Source organism: Paracoccus laeviglucosivorans (assembly GCF_900182695.1).
GTDB classification, from domain to species: Bacteria; Pseudomonadota; Alphaproteobacteria; order Rhodobacterales; family Rhodobacteraceae; genus Paracoccus; species Paracoccus laeviglucosivorans.
Genome location: NZ_FXTK01000008.1, coordinates 13,488 through 29,688, shown reverse-complemented (window position 1 = coordinate 29,688; position 16,201 = coordinate 13,488). Strand labels below are relative to the sequence as shown.

Sequence of the window (16,201 nt, the reverse complement as noted above, 5' to 3'; positions counted from 1 at the left end):
CCAAATCCGGCGCTATTCGACGGCGATGCCCGCGCCTTCCTCGGCACGGCCCACGATTGCGGCCAAGGGAAAGCCCGCCGCGCGGATCTGCGCCAGAACCGCATCCGCCGCCTCAGGCGCGCAGGCGACCAGCAACCCGCCCGAAGTCTGCGGATCGGTCAGCAGCGCGCGCTGCCAGTCGGGCAGACCGGCGGGCAGCGTCACCTCATCGCCATAAGCCGCCCAGTTCCGGGTCGAGGCGCCGGTAAAGAAACCCGCCTGCGCCAGTTCGGCGGCGCGTTCCAGCAGCGGCAGATCGGCCATCTGCAGCCGCAGCCGCAGCCCCGATCCCCGCGCGATTTCCAGCCCGTGGCCCAGAATGCCGAAACCCGTCACATCGGTGATCGCATGGACATCCGCGCGTTTCGCCAGATCGCTGCCGACGCGGTTCAGCGTCGTGGCGGAAGCAACCATCTCGGCCAGTCCGGCGCCGTCCAGCGCGTCTTTCTTGATCGCGGCGGAATAGATGCCGACACCCAGACCCTTTGTCAGGATCAGCGCGTCGCCCGGTCGCGCATCGGCATTGCGGCGCAACTCGGACGGATGGCACAGCCCGATGACCGCAAGGCCGTAGATCGGCTCGGGCGCGTCGATGGAATGGCCACCTGCGACGGGAATGCCCGCCTCGGCGCAGATTTCGCGCCCACCCTGCAGAATCTGGCGGATCTGTTCGGGGGCCAGCTTGTCGATGGGCATGCCAAGCACCGCCAGCGCCATGATCGGCCGGCCGCCCATCGCATAGATGTCGGAAATCGCATTGGTGGCGGCGATGCGCCCGAAATCTTTCGGATCATCGACCATCGGCATGAAGAAATCGGTGGTCGCGATGACGCAGGTATGTTCATCGACCTGATAGACCGCCGCATCATCCGAGGTTTCGGTCCCGACCAGCAATTGCGGGAATGCCTGTGCCACGGGTTGCCCCGCCAGCAATTCGCGCAGGACCGAGGGCGCCAGCTTGCAGCCGCAGCCACCCCCATGCGCAAGCGAGGTCAGTCTGGGATGTTCGTTCATGTCCGCTTCCTTCCCATCCGTTCCGTCATCTGCCGCACGGTGACATAGAAACCGGGAACCATGAAGATGCCCAGGAAAGTGGCCGCGATCATGCCGCCCATCACCCCGATCCCGATCGAGTTCTGCGCGCCGGCACCCGCGCCCGTGGCAATCGCCAGGGGCAGGACGCCTAGGATGAACGCCAGGGATGTCATCAGGATCGGGCGCAGGCGCAGCCGCGCCGCCTCGACCGCGGCATCGATTGTGGCGCGGCCTTTTTCCTGCAGCTCTCGGGCGAATTCGACGATCAGGATGGCGTTCTTGGCGGCAAGCCCGATCGTGGTCAGGATGCCCACCTTGAAATAGACGTCATTGGCCTGCCCGAATGTCAGCGATGCGATGACGGCCCCCAAGACCCCCACCGGCACGGCCAGCATGACGGAAAACGGAATCGACCAGCTTTCGTAAAGCGCGGCCAGTGACAGGAACACGACCAGCGCCGACAGGGCAAACAGCAAGGGCGCCTGATTGCCTGCCTGCCGCTCCTGATAGGATAGCTCGGTCCAGGCGATGCCATAGCCACCGGGCAAGCTGGTCACCATCTCCTCCATCCCGTCCATGGCCGTGCCAGAGCTTTGGCCGGGGGCGGGCTCACCCCCGAATTCGATGGCGTCGATACCGTCGATGCGGGACAGCTGCGGCTCGACCGGTTCCCAGCGCGTCGTCATGAACGCGCTGAAGGGCACCATTTCATCGGTCGAGTTGCGGGCATACCAGCTGTCCACATCTTCGGGCTGCATCCGGTTTTCCGCGCGGCTTTGCACGATCACCGGGCGAAGCTGGGCGCCAAGCGCAAAGTCGTTCACCTCGGTCCCGGCAAAGATCGTGGCCAGCATCGAATTCACCGCCGGGACGGACACGCCGAAGCTTTCGGCCTTTTGCTGGTCTATATCGATGCGCAGCGCGGCCTCATCCTCGGAATTCCCGTTTTCGACGTTCTGCACGCGGGGATCGGCTTCTGCCACCCGCTCAAGATCATCGGCCGCACGGGCAAGGGCATCGACGCCGCCCGCCGCCTGATCCATCAGATACATCGTAAAGCCGGAACTGTTGCCCAGCCGCGGAATGGCCGGGGGCTGCATGAAAAAGATGCGCCCCGCACGATGGCCGCTGAAATGCCGGTTGGCGCGTTGCGACACCGCGCTTGCCGACAGCGATTTATCCTTGCGCTGGTCAAAATCGCGCAGCTTGACGAAGATCGTGGCGCGGTTCTGCGCCGTGCCGGAATAGCCAAACCCCATCGCGACAAAGACCGATTCCACGGCGGCCTTTTCGTCGTTCAGCATATATTCTTCGATCTCTTGCACCACAGCGGCAGTCTGCTGCGCGGTCGAGCCTTCGGTCAGGGTGATGCGCGATTGCAGGACGCCCTGATCCTCGGTCGGGATGAAGGTCGTGGTCATGCGCCCGAACAGCTCGGTCGCGCCCCAGCTGATCCCCAGCAGGACAAGGATCACCAGAAACGGGCGGCGCAAGGTGCGGCGCACGGTGGCCGAATAGCCCTGCGTCATGCGGTCGAATGCGCGATTGAACCAGCGCGCGGGCGCGAAACGGACAGCGCCGTGGCTGGGCCGCAAAAGGCTGGCGCACATCGCGGGTGTCAGGATCAGCGCGACCAGAAGCGACAGAACCATGGCCGTGATGATCGTGACCGAAAACTGGCGATAGATCACCCCGGTCGATCCGGGCATGAAACCCATGGGCAGGAAAACGGCGGACAGCACCAGCGCGATCCCCACCAGCGCGCCGCTGATCTGGCCCATGCTTTTTTCCGTCGCCTCGACCGGGCCAAGACCTTCTTCGTGCATGACCCGTTCGACGTTTTCCACCACCACGATGGCGTCGTCGACCAGCAGGCCGATGGCCAGAACCATGGCGAACATCGTCAGCGTGTTGATCGAATATCCCAGCGCCGCCAGCATTCCGAAAGTGCCCAGCAGCACCACGGGAATCGCGATCAGCGGGATCAGCGTGGCGCGCCAGTTCTGCAGAAAGATCAGGATGACCAGAAACACCAGCACAACCGCTTCCAGCAACGTGTGATAGACCTTTTCGATCGACAGTTCGACAAAGGGTGCGGTGTCATAGGCGATGTGGATCTCTACCCCGTCGGGCAGGGCATTCTTCAGGTTTTCCAGCGTGGCGCGCACGCCCGAGGCGGTTTCCACCGCATTTGCCCCGGTCGCCAGATTCACCCCGAACCCTGATGCGTTCATCCCGTTAAAGCGGCTGTCGCGGCCATAGCTGGTCTGGCCGATCTCGACCTCGGCCACGTCGCCAAGGCGGACGGCGGCACCGTCATCGCCGGTTTTCAGCAGGATATTGCGGAAATCATCGACCGAGGTAAGCTGGCTTTGCGCGGTGATCGTGGCGGTGAACTGCTGCCCGGCGACCACGGGCTGGCTACCCAGATCGCCGACCGAGACCGTGCTGTTCTGTTCGGCCACCGCGCTGGTGATGTCGGTGGGCGTCAGTTGGAACTGCGCCAGCCGCAGCGGGTCCATCCAGACCCGCATCGCATAGCCCGAGCCGAAGACGTTCACGCCGCCCACGCCCTCGGTCCGTTTCACCGGGCCTTCGACGACCTGTTCCAGCAGGTTGCCCAACTCGATCGTGGAGTGCTGGCCGGTGGTCGAAACCAGCGCCCCCACCATCAGGATCGAGGAAGAAGACCGCGTGACCGACACCCCATCATTCTGCACCGGACCCGGCAGGCGGCTTTCGACCGAGCGGACCTTGGACTGCACCTCGTTCAGCGCATCCACGGGGTCCACGCTGTCGTCGAAGGTCATGGTGATGACGCTGCGCCCCGTCGAGGCCGAGGAGACGGTGTAAAGCAGCCCGTCCAGCCCCGTCAGCGCGTCTTCGATGGGCGTGGTGACAGAATTCTGCACCGCCTGCGCCGTGGCGCCGGAATAGCTGGCCTGAATGCGAATCGTCGTGGGCGCGATGTCGGGATATTGCGACACCGGCAGCGTCGTCAGCGAAAAGGCCCCGATCAGCATGGTGACGATCGCAAGCACCCACGCAAAGACCGGGCGGTGGATGAAAAAGCGCGCCATCAGTTCGTGCCTTGCGCCGCGTCGCGCACGACACCCTGTTCGTCGATCTCGACCGGGACGGTCTTCACCTCGGTTCCTGCGCGCAGGTCGTCCAGCCCGTCAAGGATCAGCTGTTCGCCGGGATTGATGCCCTGAATGACGATCCAGTTGTTGCGATAGCTGCCCTGCGCGCTCAGCGTGACCTGCTGCGCCTTGCCGTCGCGGGCGACGAAAGCGGTCAGCGTGCCGTCGGCGGCGCGCTTGGTTGCGCGTTGCGGGACAAGAACCGCGCGCGTCGTGCCCAGCGTCATTTCGACCCGCAGAAATTGTCCGGGCAGGATCAGCCCTTCGGGATTGTCGAATTGCAGGCGGATCGGCACGGTCCCGGTCGTGGGGGACACGGCGATACCGGGGCTGACTAGGCGGCCTTCGCCCTGATATTCCTCACCGGTTTCCAGCGTCAGGCGGGTCTGCACCGCGCCGTTCTGGATCAGCTGGCCCGCATTCACCTGCGCACGGTTGCGCAGGATCCGGGCCGAGGATTCGCTGACATCGACATAGATCGGATCAAGCTGGGTGATCGTCGTCAGCACATCGGACTGCCCCGCCGTGACCAGATCCCCGACCGAAACCTGCGCCACATCCGCCATGCCGTCGATGGGGCTAAGGATGCGCGTCCGGTCCAGCGACAGTTGCGCCGCATCGCGTTCGGCGCGGGCGGCGGCCAGATCGGCCTCGGCCTGTTTCAGCGCGACTTCGGCATTGGCGCGGTCCACGGCGGACACCCCCGACCCTTCAAGCCTGCGGTAACGGGTGACGGTGTTCTGGGCCTGCGTCAGGCTGGCTTCGGCCCCGGCCACCCGCGCTTCGGCTGCGGCAAGGGCTGCGGCCAGCGTTTCGGGGTCGATGCGGAACAGCACATCGCCCGTTTTGACGGGCTTGGCGGGATCGTAGACGGTTTCAAGGATTTCGCCGCCGACCTGCGGACGGATGCCGGTCTGCTGATAGGCGATGGCCCGGCCGGGCAGGGTCACGGTATAGGGCACATCCTGTTCGGCCGTGGTCACGATGCCGACCTCGGTCGGGCCTTCGCGCCTGTTCTGGGCCTGCGCCACGCTGGCAAACCCGCATAGCATCAGCAGGGCCAAAGCGCGCGACGTCCAGTGACCAATCCTCATCTGCCGATCCTTGCGGTTGGGTATCATGGGCTTGTTTAGCCTGAAAACCCCAACGGCAGGTAAACGGCAATCCGCCATCCGATCACGGATTCGCCAGCCCGCGTGAACGGTGCGTCAGAAATCGACGCAGATGCCCTTTTTCTCGTAATCGCCAAAGCGCACGGGCTCGGGTCCGTCGCGTCCGCCAAGCTCGGTGGGCAGGTCCAGCGCCTTGGCCTGATTGCGCCGCGCCTCGGCTTCGGCCAGTGCGCGCTGGGCTGCGGCGGGCAGATCTTTCCGGTCGGTCATGGCGGCTTTCCCTGCTTTGCGTTAGACCTGTCCAATCTAGGCAAGGGGACGGCATTGGACAAGACGCGCAAGGGTGAACCGGGGGATCAGGCACGGCTGGGCGCATTGCGCCTGTTGGCCGCGATCGAGGACGGCGCGACCATGGACGAAGCCGTCGCCCTGACCGAGGAGCTTTCGCCATCCGCCCGCGCCCGCGCCCGCCGCCTTGCGCTGGAGGTGATGCGCCGCACCGACCGCGCCGATGCGGTTCTGGCACCGTTCCTGCAACGCCGCCCGCGCCCGGATGTCCAGCGCCTGCTGCGTCTGGCCACCGTCGAGATGCTGGCATTGCACGAGGCGCCGCATGGCGCGGTCAACGCCGCCGTGACCATCTGCCGGGGCATGGGCGGCAAGGGGCAGGCCGCTTCAGGCATGGTGAATGCCGTGCTGCGCAAGGTTTCCGCCGCGCAGGAGGCATGGGACAAGCTGCCCGCGCAGATGATGCCCGCATGGCTGCGCAGGCCCGTGGTTCACGCATGGGGCCGCGACGTGACCCGCGCGATCGAGACCGCGCATGAGGCAGGCGCCGCGCTGGACCTGACCCCCAAGGGCCCCGACGTTCCCGGAGAGGTGCTGCCCACCGGATCGCACCGCTTGCCCTTGGGCACGCAGGTTTCGGCGCTGCCCGGCTATGACACGGGCGATTGGTGGGTGCAGGATGCCGCCGCCGCGCTGGCCGTGCGCGTGCTGGACCCGCAACCGGGTGAGCGGATCGCCGATCTTTGCGCCGCGCCGGGGGGCAAGACGCTGCAACTGGCCGCCGCCGGGGCCGAGGTGACGGCGCTGGACATATCGGAATCGCGACTGGCGCGGGTAGCCGAAAACCTGCAGCGTTGCGGCCTTTCGGCGCATCTGGTGGCGGGCGACGCGCTGGCATGGCGTCCCGACGCGCCCTTGGACGCGGTGCTGCTGGATGCGCCCTGTTCGGCCACGGGCACAATCCGCCGCCATCCCGAACTGCCGCTGATCCGGGACGGCAGTGCCGTGCCTGCGCTGGCCGAATTGCAGGCGAAGCTGATCGACCATGCGCTGTCCTTGCTGAAACCGGGCGGGCGGCTGGTCTTTGCGACCTGTTCGCTGCTGCCCGACGAGGGCGAGGATCAGTTGACCGCCGCCCTGGCCCGTCATCCGGGGCTGCTGGTCGAACCTGCCACCGCGCCGGGCGTCGATCCGGCATGGCTGACGCCGCAAGGCGCGCTGCGGCTGCGGCCCGACCTGTGGCCGGAACGCGGCGGCATGGACGGCTTTTTCATCGCACGCTTGCGAAAAAGGCTTGCAGAGTCCTAAACTTGCCGCATTCCAGCGAATGCGTCCGCCCATGAACGAAACGCCCAGCCCTCGTGGTTTTCTGCGCCGACCCGAACCCAAGGCCATCGGCCATCAGGGCCGGGGCGAACAGATCGTTGCGGGCGAACTTCCCATCGGCGGCATCGTCCTGACCGGGGATTTCCTTACAGCGGAAATGTCGCCCTCAGTCGCGGCGGAACTGCACGGCTTCGGCTGGCTGGACGATCTGGCGGCGGTGGGTTCGCCCAAGGCGCGCGCCGTTGCCCAGCATCACGTGCTGCATTGGTTGAAACGCCACCGCACGCCCCATGCCGATGCGCCGGAATGGGTGCCCGCCATCGCCGGGCGGCGCGTGCTGCATTGGATATTCCACGCGGGCATGATCCTGCCCGGTCTGGATCGTGAGGGGGCCGAGCCTTATTTTCGCGCGCTGGACCAGCACCTGATCCACCTGCGCGCGACGTGGTATGACACCCCCGACGGCCTGCCCCGGCTTGAGGCGCTGGCGGGGCTTGCCGTCGGTGCCATGTCGCTGCGCGACCGTCAGGCGGTGGCGCAACCCGCCCTGATCGCGCTGGCCGAAGAAGCCGATGCGATGGGCTTAGCCACCTTGTCCGAGCCCCGTTCCCCCGAAACATTGCTTGAGGCCATGGCCCTGCTGGTCTGGACGCAAGAGGTCGCGGACGAAGGGGGGCATAGCTCTCCGCCGGAATTGCGGGCGATCATCGCGGAAATCGCCCCGATCCTGCGGGCGCTGCGCCATGCTGACGGGGGCTTGCCCTGCTTCCACGGCGGCGGGCGCGGTGCTGCGGGGCGGCTTGACCGTTGCCTGCGGGCGGCCGAAGGGGCGGCGCTGCCCGCGCAGGGGCTGGCGATGGGGTTCGCACGGATGGCCCGCCAACGCTCGACCCTGATCCTTGATGCGGCGGCCCCGCCCGGCGGGCCTGCGGCGACACGCGCCCATGCCTCGACCCTGGGGATCGAATTCACCGTGGCGCGTCAGCCGCTGATCGTGAATTGCGGCCCCGGCGACGGGTTCGGAGAGCTGTGGGCCAAGGCCAGCCGCGCCACGCCCTGTCATTCGGCGCTGTGCCTTGACGGGCTGTCATCATCGCGTCTGGACCCCAATCGCGCGGCGGGCGAACCCGATATGCTGACCGAACGCCCTGCGCTGGTCTGGGCGGGCGATTGCGATGCCTTGGGCAACCTGACCGCGCCCGAATGCGGCCCGACCCATTCGCCCGATCCGGCGCATCTGCTAGCGGGACATGACGGCTGGCTGGACAGCCACGGGCTGACCCATCTGCGCGAATTGTGGTTGTCGCCCGATGGCGCGACGCTTCAGGGCGAAGATTCGCTGGCCGCGCTTGATGCCAGTGCGCAGTCGCGGCTGGATCACCTGCGCCCCGCCGAGGGTCTGGAATTCGACATCCGTTTCCATCTGCATCCCGATGTGCAGGCCCGTCATCAGGGCGATGAAATCCTGCTGACCCTGCCCACGGGCGACGAATGGCGCTTTACCCATGACGGCGTGGGACGCCTGCATCTTGAGGCAAGCTGCCTGCTGGATCGCACCCTTGCCCAGCCGCGCCCATCGCGCCAGATCGTGATTTCCGCCTATCTGCAAAGCCGCGCCGTGCAGATCGGCTGGACCTTGGCGCGTTCCGGCGTTAGGTGACTTGGCCAAATCCGCCATCTATCTCACGGGACCACTGAACCGATGACCGACCGCATTCCGCTGAAGCGCGCGCTGATTTCCGTTTCCGACAAGACCGGCCTTCTGGACTTCGCGCGGGCACTTTCGGCGCGGGGCGTCGAGATTTTGTCCACCGGCGGCACGGCCAAGGCGCTGCGCGAGGCGGGCCTGACCGTCAAGGACGTGTCCGAGGTCACGGGCTTCCCCGAAATGATGGACGGCCGCGTCAAGACGCTGCATCCGGTCGTGCATGGCGGCCTGCTGGCGCTGCGCGACAATGACGAACACATGGCCGCCGCCGATTCCCACGGCATCGGCATGATCGACCTGCTGGTCGTCAACCTGTATCCGTTCGAGGAAACCGTCGCCAAGGGCGCGGGCTATGACGACTGCATCGAGAATATCGACATCGGCGGCCCCGCGATGATCCGCGCCGCGTCGAAAAACCACGCCTTCGTCACCGTCGTCGTGGATGTTCAGGATTATGCCGCCGTGCTGGCCGAATTGGACAGCAATGACGACACCACCAGCTTTGCCTTCCGCCAGCGTCAAGCGCAGATCGCCTATGCCCGCACCGCTGCCTATGACGCGGCTGTCAGCGCATGGATGGCGGGTGCCATCGGCGAAGAAACTCCTCGCCGCCGTGCCTTTGCGGGCGTGCTGGCCCAACCGCTGCGCTACGGCGAAAACCCGCATCAGTCGGCGGCGTTCTACAAGGACGGCTCGGACCGTCCGGGCGTCGCGACCGCGCGGCAATGGCAGGGCAAGGAACTGTCCTATAACAACATCAACGACACCGATGCCGCGTTTGAACTGGTGGCCGAATTCGACCCGTCCGAAGGCCCCGCCGTCGCGATCATCAAGCACGCGAATCCCTGTGGTGTCGCGCGGGGCGACAGCGCCGTGGACGCTTATCGCCGCGCCTTCGATTGCGACCGCACCTCGGCCTTCGGCGGCATCATCGCGCTGAACACCACGCTGGACGGCGAAACCGCGCAGGCGATCAGCGAGATCTTCACCGAGGTTGTCATCGCCCCCGATGCCACCGATGAGGCGAAGGCGGTCTTTGCCGCCAAAAAGAACCTGCGCCTGCTGACCACCGGCGGTCTGCCCGATCCGACCGCAGCGGGTCTGGCCTTCCGTCAGGTGGCGGGCGGTTTCCTTGTGCAGGGCCGCGACAATGGCCGCGTGCTGCGCGCCGACCTGAAGGTCGTGACCCAGCGCCAGCCGACCGAGGCCGAGCTGAACGACCTGCTGTTCGCATGGACCGTCGCCAAGCACGTCAAATCCAACGCCATCGTTTACGCAAAAGACATGGCCACCGTCGGCATCGGCGCCGGCCAGATGAGCCGGGTCGATTCGACCCGCATCGGCAAGCGCAAATCCGAAGACATGGCCGAGGTGCTGGGTCTGCCGCAGGCGCTGACCATCGGGTCTTCCGTGTCCTCGGATGCGTTCTTCCCCTTTGCCGATGGGATCGAGGCGCTGGCCGAGGCGGGTGCCAAGGCCGTGATCCAGCCCGGTGGCTCGATGCGTGATGCCGAGGTGATCGAGGCCGCCGACCGTCTGGGTCTGGCCATGGTCTTTACCGGCCAGCGGCATTTCCGTCACTGATGGCCGAGGCTGTTTCCCCCAAGGCCCGCAAGGCGGCCCCGAAGCGGCGGGCGAAAGCCCCGCCGCCCCCGTCTGTCTGGCGCAATGCGGGGGGGACGGCGGCGCTGATCTTTTTGCTGGATCAGGCGCTGAAATATCTGGTCGTGCATGTCATGCAGCTGGACCGGGTGCGCGAAATCGACGTGCTGGACCCTTGGCTGAACCTGCGCATGGCGTGGAATCAGGGGATGAATTTCGGCCTGTTCGCCAGCGACGTGGACGTGATGCGCTGGGTGCTGATCGCGATTGCATTCGCGGTCTGTCTTTGGGTCGGCATCTGGGTCGGGCGCGCCAAGCCCAGCAAGTTCGCGCAGATCTGCGCGGGTATGCTGATAGGCGGGGCCTTGGGCAATGTCGTGGATCGCGTGATGTATGGCGCGGTCGCGGATTTCCTGAACATGTCGCTGCCGGGCTGGCGCAACCCCTACAGCTTCAACGTGGCCGACATCGCCATCTTCGTGGGTGCGATCGGCCTTGTGCTGTTGCCACCGCAGAAAAAGCCCGAACCCAAGAAACGCCGCGCGCCCGCCAAGCCCCGAACCCCGCGGGCCGAGCCGCAGTCCGGCACGAAACCCGCCGCATCCCAAGGACAGGGCGAGCTTTTGCTGGAAGACCTGCCCTTGGACAAGCCTCGTGACGACAAGGCGTGACGGGCGCGGCAAGACAGGCTAAGAACGGGTCCAGAAGAAGTTGAGGGACGGAAAGATGCGGGCGATTGCGCTGACCACGACCATGCTGCTGCTTGCCGCGTGCAGCACCGATCCGCACCTGATGAATACCGCATCAAGCGGCGATGGCCCCGATGAATTCGCCATCGTGCCGACCAAGCCCTTGTCGATGCCGACAGACCTGAACGTGCTGCCCGCGCCTACGCCCGGTGGCGGCAACATCACCGACGCCACGCCGCAGGCCGATGCGGTCGCGGCGCTTGGCGGCAATCCCGGTCAACTGGCCGCGCAGGGCGTGGGGGCCGCCGATGGCGCGCTTCTGGCCTATACCTCGCGTCTGGGCCGGGATGCAGGCATCCGCCAGATCACCGCGCAGGAAGATCTGGAATGGCGTTCGCGCCACAGCCGCCGCGCCCTGGAAATTCTGGCACGCACCAACGTCTATTACCGCGCCTACGAAGACATGACGCTGGACAGCTGGACCGAGGCGGATCGCTGGCGTCCGACCGGCGTGCAGGTGCCGTCGAACCCGCCGCGCTATCTGCCCGGACAGGCCGAAGCGGTGAACCGCCCCTATCAGCAGGACCGGCTGGTCGATTAAGCACCGCTCCCTCTCGCGCGGCGATCACGCTTAGATGACGGACGGCAGGCTTGCGCACCCGCGCGGGCCGGGCCAAGGTCTTGGCGCGACCCGGAACCGGAGCCTGCCCATGAAAATGCTTGTCCGCCTTGCGCCCTTTGCGCTGGCGCTGGCCGCGACCCCCGCGCTGGCCGAAATGCCGAAAGGTATCAGTCACTTCAAACTGGATAACGGGCTCGAGGCCGTGGTGATCGAGGATCATCGCGCCCCGGTCGTCGTCCAGATGGTCTGGTACAAGATCGGTTCCGCCGATGAGATGCCCGGAAAGTCGGGCATCGCGCATTACCTTGAACACCTGATGTTCAAGGGCACCGACAAGCTGGGACCGGGCGAGCTGTCCAAGACCGTGACGGCGAATGGCGGCATGGACAATGCCTTTACCAGCTATGACTACACTGCCTATTTCCAGCGCATCGCGGCGGACCGCCTGCCATTGGTCATGGAGATGGAAGCCGACCGGATGCAGAATCTGAAGATCGGCGAGGATGACTGGAAGGCCGAACGGCAGGTCGTGCTGGAAGAACGCTCTCAGCGCACCGACAGCGATCCGTCCGCGCAGTTTTCCGAAGAACGCAGCGCGGTGCAGTTCTACAACCACCCCTATGGCCGTCCGGTGATCGGCTGGCGGCAGGAAATGGAGGGGCTGACCCGCGACGACGCGATTGCGTGGTATGATGCGCATTATGCGCCGAATGACGCGGTGCTGATCATCGCGGGCGATGTGACACCCGAAAAGGCCAAGGAACTGGCCGAGCAGTATTACGGCCCCATCCCCGCCAAGCCGGATGCCACCCGCAAGGCGCGCCCGCAAGAACCCGAACAACGTTCCGCCCGCCGGATGGAGCGTTCGGACCCGCGCGTGGCGCAGCCGGTGATGATCCGCACCACGCTTGCCCCCGAACGCAATGCGGGCGACCAAAAGACCGCAGCAGCGCTGTCGGTGCTGGCGGAACTGCTGGCCGGTTCGGCGCAGACCTCGGTTCTGGCGCGCGATCTGGTGCTGACCGGCAAGGCGCTTTACGTCGATGCGGGTTATGACGGGCTTTCGGTCGATCCGACCACCTTCGGCATCTCGATGGTGCCCGCGCCGGGTGTCAGCAATGCCGATGCCGAAGCGGCGCTGGACGCGGCCTTGCAGAAATTCCTGACCGACGGTCCCGACGCGGCGCAGCTTGAGCGGGTGAAGACCCAGATCCAGGCCGCCCGCGTCTATGCCCAGGATTCGGCGCATGGCCGCGCCTATGACTATGGACAGGGCCTGTCCATCGGCCTGACGATCGAGGATGTGAATGACTGGCCCGATATTCTGGGCGCCGTCACCGCTGACGATATTCGCGCCGCGGCCAAGCTGGTGCTGGACAGCCGCGCCAGCGTTACCGGCTGGCTGCTGCCCGAAGGCGCGCCGCAACCGGGTGCCACAGCCCAACCCGTCTCGGCCCAACCGGGGGAAGTCGAATGATCCGCGCTTTTGCCACTTTCGTTTTCGTCGCGCTGGCGGCGCTTCCGGCCCGTGCCATCGACATTCAGCAGATCACCTCTCCGGGGGGGATCAAGGCCTGGCTGGTCGAGGATCATTCGATCCCCTTCACCGCCATGACGCTGATGTTCAAGGGCGGAGCCAGTCTGGATGCGCCCGACAAGCGCGGCGCGATCAATCTGATGACCGCGCTTCTGGAGGAGGGGTCGGGCGACATGAACTCGGTCCAGTTTGCCGAGGGCGTGGAAAGCCTTGGTGCCATGGCCCGGTTCGATGTCAGCGACGATGCGCTGGTCGTCAGCGCCCGTGCGCTGACCGAAAACCGCGATCAGGCGGCAGACCTGCTGCGTCAGGCGCTGACCGACCCGCGTTTCGACCAAGATGCGGTCGAGCGGGTGCGCGCACAGGTCCAATCCGTGATCCGCTCCGAGGCGACCGATCCGCAATCCATCGCCTCCAAGGAACTGGCCAAGCTGGCCTGGGGCGATCATCCCTATGCCACATCGATCAACGGCACGGCGGAATCGGTGGGGCAGCTTACCCGCGACGATCTGATCGACGCCAAGAACCGGGTGCTGGCCCGCGACCGCGTATTTGTCGCGGCATCGGGCGACATCAATGCCGAAGATCTGGGCAAGCTGCTGGACGATGTTCTGGGCGGTCTGCCTGCGACCGGCAGCGCACCCCTGCCGCAGCCCGCGACGCTTCAGCTTAAGGGCGGTGTTTCGGTCATCGACTGGGACAGCCCGCAAACCGTGGTCAGCTTCGCCCAGCCCGGCCTGCCGATGGACGATCCCGATTATTTCGCGGCCTTCGTCGCCGATCACATCCTTGGCGGCGGCGGCTTTTCGTCGCGCCTGATGGACCAGATCCGCGAAAAGCGCGGCCTGACCTATGGCGTGGCCACGGGCCTGTCGAACGGCGTTTACGGCGAAACCTGGCAGGGCGGCATGGCCAGCGCCAATGAAAAGGTGGCCGAGGCCGTGGGTCTGATCCGCAGCGAATGGGACCGCTTTGCCAAGGACGGCGTGACGGACAAGGAACTGACCGACGCCAAGACCTATCTGACGGGCGAATATCCCCTTCGCTTCGACGGCAATGGCAAGATTGCCAGCATTCTCGCCGGGATGCAGCTGATCGGCCTGCCCGCCGATTACGTCAACACCCGCAATTCGAAGATCGAGGCGGTGACGGCGGCGGATGTGCAGCGCGTCTCGCAGCGGCTGCTGCATTCGGACCAGATCCGTTTCGTGCTGGTCGGTCGCCCCGAAGGCATCGACGCGACGAACTGAAACTGCTAAATCTGGGGGCATGAACTCACATGCCCCCAACATGCGCCCCACCATCCGGCAATTGGACGAAGCCGCCGCCAACCGCATCGCGGCGGGCGAGGTGGTCGAACGTCCGGCATCCGCCGTCAAGGAACTGGTGGAAAACGCGCTGGATGCCGGGGCCAGCCGCATTGACGTGGCGATTGCCAAGGGCGGGAAGGCGCTGATCCGCGTCAGCGATGACGGTTGCGGCATGACGGCCGAGGATCTGCCGCTGGCCTTGTCGCGCCACGCCACGTCGAAAATCGACGGCAGCGATCTGCTGGACATCCGCAGCTTTGGTTTCCGCGGCGAGGCTTTGCCTAGCCTTGGCGCCGTGGGGCGCCTGACCCTGACCAGCCGCGCGCAGGGGTTCGACGCGGCGCAACTGACAGTTACCGGCGGCAAGCTGGGCGCGGTCAAGCCCGCCGCTGGCAATCGCGGCACCGTGGTCGAGCTTCGCGATCTGTTCTTTGCCACACCCGCGCGGCTGAAATTCCTGCGCAGCGACCGGGCCGAGACGCAGGCCGTGGTCGATGTCATCCGCCGCCTTGCCATGGCCGAGCCCTTCGTGGGCTTCACCCTGACCGACGAAGACGAGGGCCGCGTGCTGTTTCGCGCCGATGCCGAACAGGGCGAATTGTTCGGTGCGCTGCAAACCCGGCTGGGTCGCGTCATGGGGCGGGATTTCATCGAAAACGCCCTGCCCATCGACGCCACGCGCGATGACATCAGCCTGACCGGATTTGCCGCACTGCCCACCTATTCGCGCGGTGCGGCGGTGGCGCAGCATCTGTTCGTCAACGGTCGTCCGGTGCGGGACAAGCTGCTGACGGGCGCTTTGCGGGCGGGATATATGGATGTGCTGGCGTCCGGGCGACATCCGGCGGCGGTGCTGTTCGTCACCTGCGATCCGCATTGCGTTGACGTCAACGTCCATCCCGCCAAGGCCGAGGTGCGGTTCCGCGAACCCGATGTGGCACGTGGACTGGTCGTATCCGCCCTGCGTCATGCGCTGGCGGGGGCAGGGCATCGATCATCGTCCACGGTTGCCACGGCGGCGCTGGATGTAGCGCGGGTTGAGCCTGTCCGCAGCTATCAGGCCGATTACCGTCCCTCGGGCGCGGCGATCAGTGCCAGCCTTGCCCTGCAGGCGCCTATGGGCTTTGCCGAAGCGCCGACGGCGCGGGTGGAACCCGAACCCATGACGCCGGAACCGGATGCGCCGCTGGGTGCAGCCCGTGCGCAGCTGCATGAAAACTGGATCATCGCCCAGACCGCGACCGGCATCGTCATTGTCGATCAGCACGCCGCGCATGAACGTCTGGTCTATGAACGCCTGAAAGCGCAGGCCGACGCGAATGGCATAGCGACCCAAGCCCTGCTGATCCCTGAAATCGTCGAACTGTCCGATGCCGACGCCACGCGCATCCTGTCGATTGCCGATGAACTGGCCGCTTTAGGGCTGGTCATCGAACCCTTTGGCGGCGGCGCGGTGGCGGTGCGCGAGGTTCCGGCGCTGATCAAGCGCATCGACGCCCCGCGCCTGATCCGCGACATTCTGGACGATCTGGCCGACCAGGGCACCTCGGACCGGCTGCGGGCGCGGGTCGATGCGGTGCTGTCGTCGATGGCCTGCCACGGCTCGGTCCGGTCGGGTCGCCGGATGAACGGGGACGAAATGAACGCGCTGCTGCGCGAGATGGAGCGGACGCCGAAATCGGGCCAGTGCAACCACGGTCGCCCGACCTGGATCGAGCTGAAGCTGAGCGATATCGAACGCCTGTTCGGGCGTTGACGCCTGCTGCCTGTGGCGCGACACTGCCAGCAGG

Annotated in this window: 12 protein-coding genes; 8 read left to right on the top strand and 4 right to left on the bottom strand. The window is 65.9% G+C overall.

Annotated features, from left to right (window positions below):
- Nucleotides 1-12: 12 nt before the first annotated feature.
- The 4 genes from selD to FN835_RS10400 form a co-directional block, all read right to left on the bottom strand.
- Nucleotides 13-1,053 (bottom strand): selenide, water dikinase SelD, encoded by a 1,041-nt coding sequence (gene selD / locus FN835_RS10415; RefSeq protein WP_142663164.1) that lies wholly within the window; start codon nucleotides 1,051-1,053, stop codon nucleotides 13-15.
- Nucleotides 1,050-4,154 (bottom strand): efflux RND transporter permease subunit, encoded by a 3,105-nt coding sequence (locus FN835_RS10410; RefSeq protein ID WP_142663163.1) that lies wholly within the window; start codon nucleotides 4,152-4,154, stop codon nucleotides 1,050-1,052. Before FN835_RS10410 ends, selD begins: the two co-directional genes overlap by 4 nt.
- Nucleotides 4,154-5,311: an efflux RND transporter periplasmic adaptor subunit gene (locus FN835_RS10405; protein ID WP_142663162.1), complete on the bottom strand. Its 1,158-nt coding sequence runs from the start codon at nucleotides 5,309-5,311 to the stop codon at nucleotides 4,154-4,156. Before FN835_RS10405 ends, FN835_RS10410 begins: the two co-directional genes overlap by 1 nt.
- Before the next feature lie 114 nt (nucleotides 5,312-5,425).
- A complete protein-coding gene (locus tag FN835_RS10400; RefSeq protein ID WP_142663161.1) occupies nucleotides 5,426-5,599 on the bottom strand; it encodes a DUF1674 domain-containing protein in 174 nt (57 codons plus the stop codon).
- Between the two features lie 54 nt (nucleotides 5,600-5,653).
- Here FN835_RS10400 and FN835_RS10395 point away from each other — a divergent pair, with 54 nt between their 5' ends.
- The 8 genes from FN835_RS10395 (at nucleotide 5,654) to mutL (ending at nucleotide 16,167) form a co-directional block, all read left to right on the top strand.
- A complete protein-coding gene (locus FN835_RS10395; RefSeq protein ID WP_142663160.1) occupies nucleotides 5,654-6,925 on the top strand; it encodes an RsmB/NOP family class I SAM-dependent RNA methyltransferase in 1,272 nt (423 codons plus the stop codon).
- 31 nt (nucleotides 6,926-6,956) lie between these two features.
- Nucleotides 6,957-8,603 (top strand): heparinase II/III family protein, encoded by a 1,647-nt coding sequence (locus tag FN835_RS10390; protein ID WP_246098708.1) that lies wholly within the window; start codon nucleotides 6,957-6,959, stop codon nucleotides 8,601-8,603.
- 42 nt (nucleotides 8,604-8,645) lie between these two features.
- Nucleotides 8,646-10,235: a bifunctional phosphoribosylaminoimidazolecarboxamide formyltransferase/IMP cyclohydrolase gene (gene purH, locus FN835_RS10385; RefSeq protein ID WP_142663158.1), complete on the top strand. Its 1,590-nt coding sequence runs from the start codon at nucleotides 8,646-8,648 to the stop codon at nucleotides 10,233-10,235.
- On the top strand, nucleotides 10,235-10,924 hold the full coding sequence (gene lspA / locus FN835_RS10380; protein WP_142663157.1) for a signal peptidase II: 690 nt from the start codon (nucleotides 10,235-10,237) through the stop codon (nucleotides 10,922-10,924). Before purH ends, lspA begins: the two co-directional genes overlap by 1 nt.
- A 55-nt stretch (nucleotides 10,925-10,979) precedes the next feature.
- Nucleotides 10,980-11,543: a DUF3035 domain-containing protein gene (locus FN835_RS10375; RefSeq protein ID WP_142663156.1), complete on the top strand. Its 564-nt coding sequence runs from the start codon at nucleotides 10,980-10,982 to the stop codon at nucleotides 11,541-11,543.
- Nucleotides 11,544-11,652: 109 nt separating this feature from the next.
- Nucleotides 11,653-13,041, top strand: a complete 1,389-nt coding sequence (locus FN835_RS10370; protein ID WP_142663155.1) for a M16 family metallopeptidase — start codon at nucleotides 11,653-11,655, stop codon at nucleotides 13,039-13,041.
- Nucleotides 13,038-14,351, top strand: coding sequence for a M16 family metallopeptidase (locus FN835_RS10365; RefSeq protein ID WP_142663154.1), 1,314 nt, complete (start codon nucleotides 13,038-13,040; stop codon nucleotides 14,349-14,351). Before FN835_RS10370 ends, FN835_RS10365 begins: the two co-directional genes overlap by 4 nt.
- Before the next feature lie 19 nt (nucleotides 14,352-14,370).
- Entirely contained in the window at nucleotides 14,371-16,167 is a 1,797-nt protein-coding gene (gene mutL, locus FN835_RS10360) for a DNA mismatch repair endonuclease MutL (protein ID WP_142663153.1), read from the top strand.
- Nucleotides 16,168-16,201: the final 34 nt, after the last annotated feature.

What these genes read in the sequence shown, in the direction of transcription:
- selD (WP_142663164.1), bottom strand. Translation starts at nt 1,053, where the DNA reads ATGAACGAACATCCCAGACTGACCTCGCTTGCGCATGGGGGTGGCTGC.
- FN835_RS10410 (WP_142663163.1), bottom strand. Translation starts at nt 4,154, where the DNA reads ATGGCGCGCTTTTTCATCCACCGCCCGGTCTTTGCGTGGGTGCTTGCG.
- FN835_RS10405 (WP_142663162.1), bottom strand. Translation starts at nt 5,311, where the DNA reads ATGAGGATTGGTCACTGGACGTCGCGCGCTTTGGCCCTGCTGATGCTA.
- FN835_RS10400 (WP_142663161.1), bottom strand. Translation starts at nt 5,599, where the DNA reads ATGACCGACCGGAAAGATCTGCCCGCCGCAGCCCAGCGCGCACTGGCC.
- FN835_RS10390 (WP_246098708.1), top strand. Translation starts at nt 6,957, where the DNA reads ATGAACGAAACGCCCAGCCCTCGTGGTTTTCTGCGCCGACCCGAACCC.
- purH (WP_142663158.1), top strand. Translation starts at nt 8,646, where the DNA reads ATGACCGACCGCATTCCGCTGAAGCGCGCGCTGATTTCCGTTTCCGAC.
- lspA (WP_142663157.1), top strand. Translation starts at nt 10,235, where the DNA reads ATGGCCGAGGCTGTTTCCCCCAAGGCCCGCAAGGCGGCCCCGAAGCGG.
- FN835_RS10375 (WP_142663156.1), top strand. Translation starts at nt 10,980, where the DNA reads ATGCGGGCGATTGCGCTGACCACGACCATGCTGCTGCTTGCCGCGTGC.
- FN835_RS10370 (WP_142663155.1), top strand. Translation starts at nt 11,653, where the DNA reads ATGAAAATGCTTGTCCGCCTTGCGCCCTTTGCGCTGGCGCTGGCCGCG.
- FN835_RS10365 (WP_142663154.1), top strand. Translation starts at nt 13,038, where the DNA reads ATGATCCGCGCTTTTGCCACTTTCGTTTTCGTCGCGCTGGCGGCGCTT.
- mutL (WP_142663153.1), top strand. Translation starts at nt 14,371, where the DNA reads ATGAACTCACATGCCCCCAACATGCGCCCCACCATCCGGCAATTGGAC.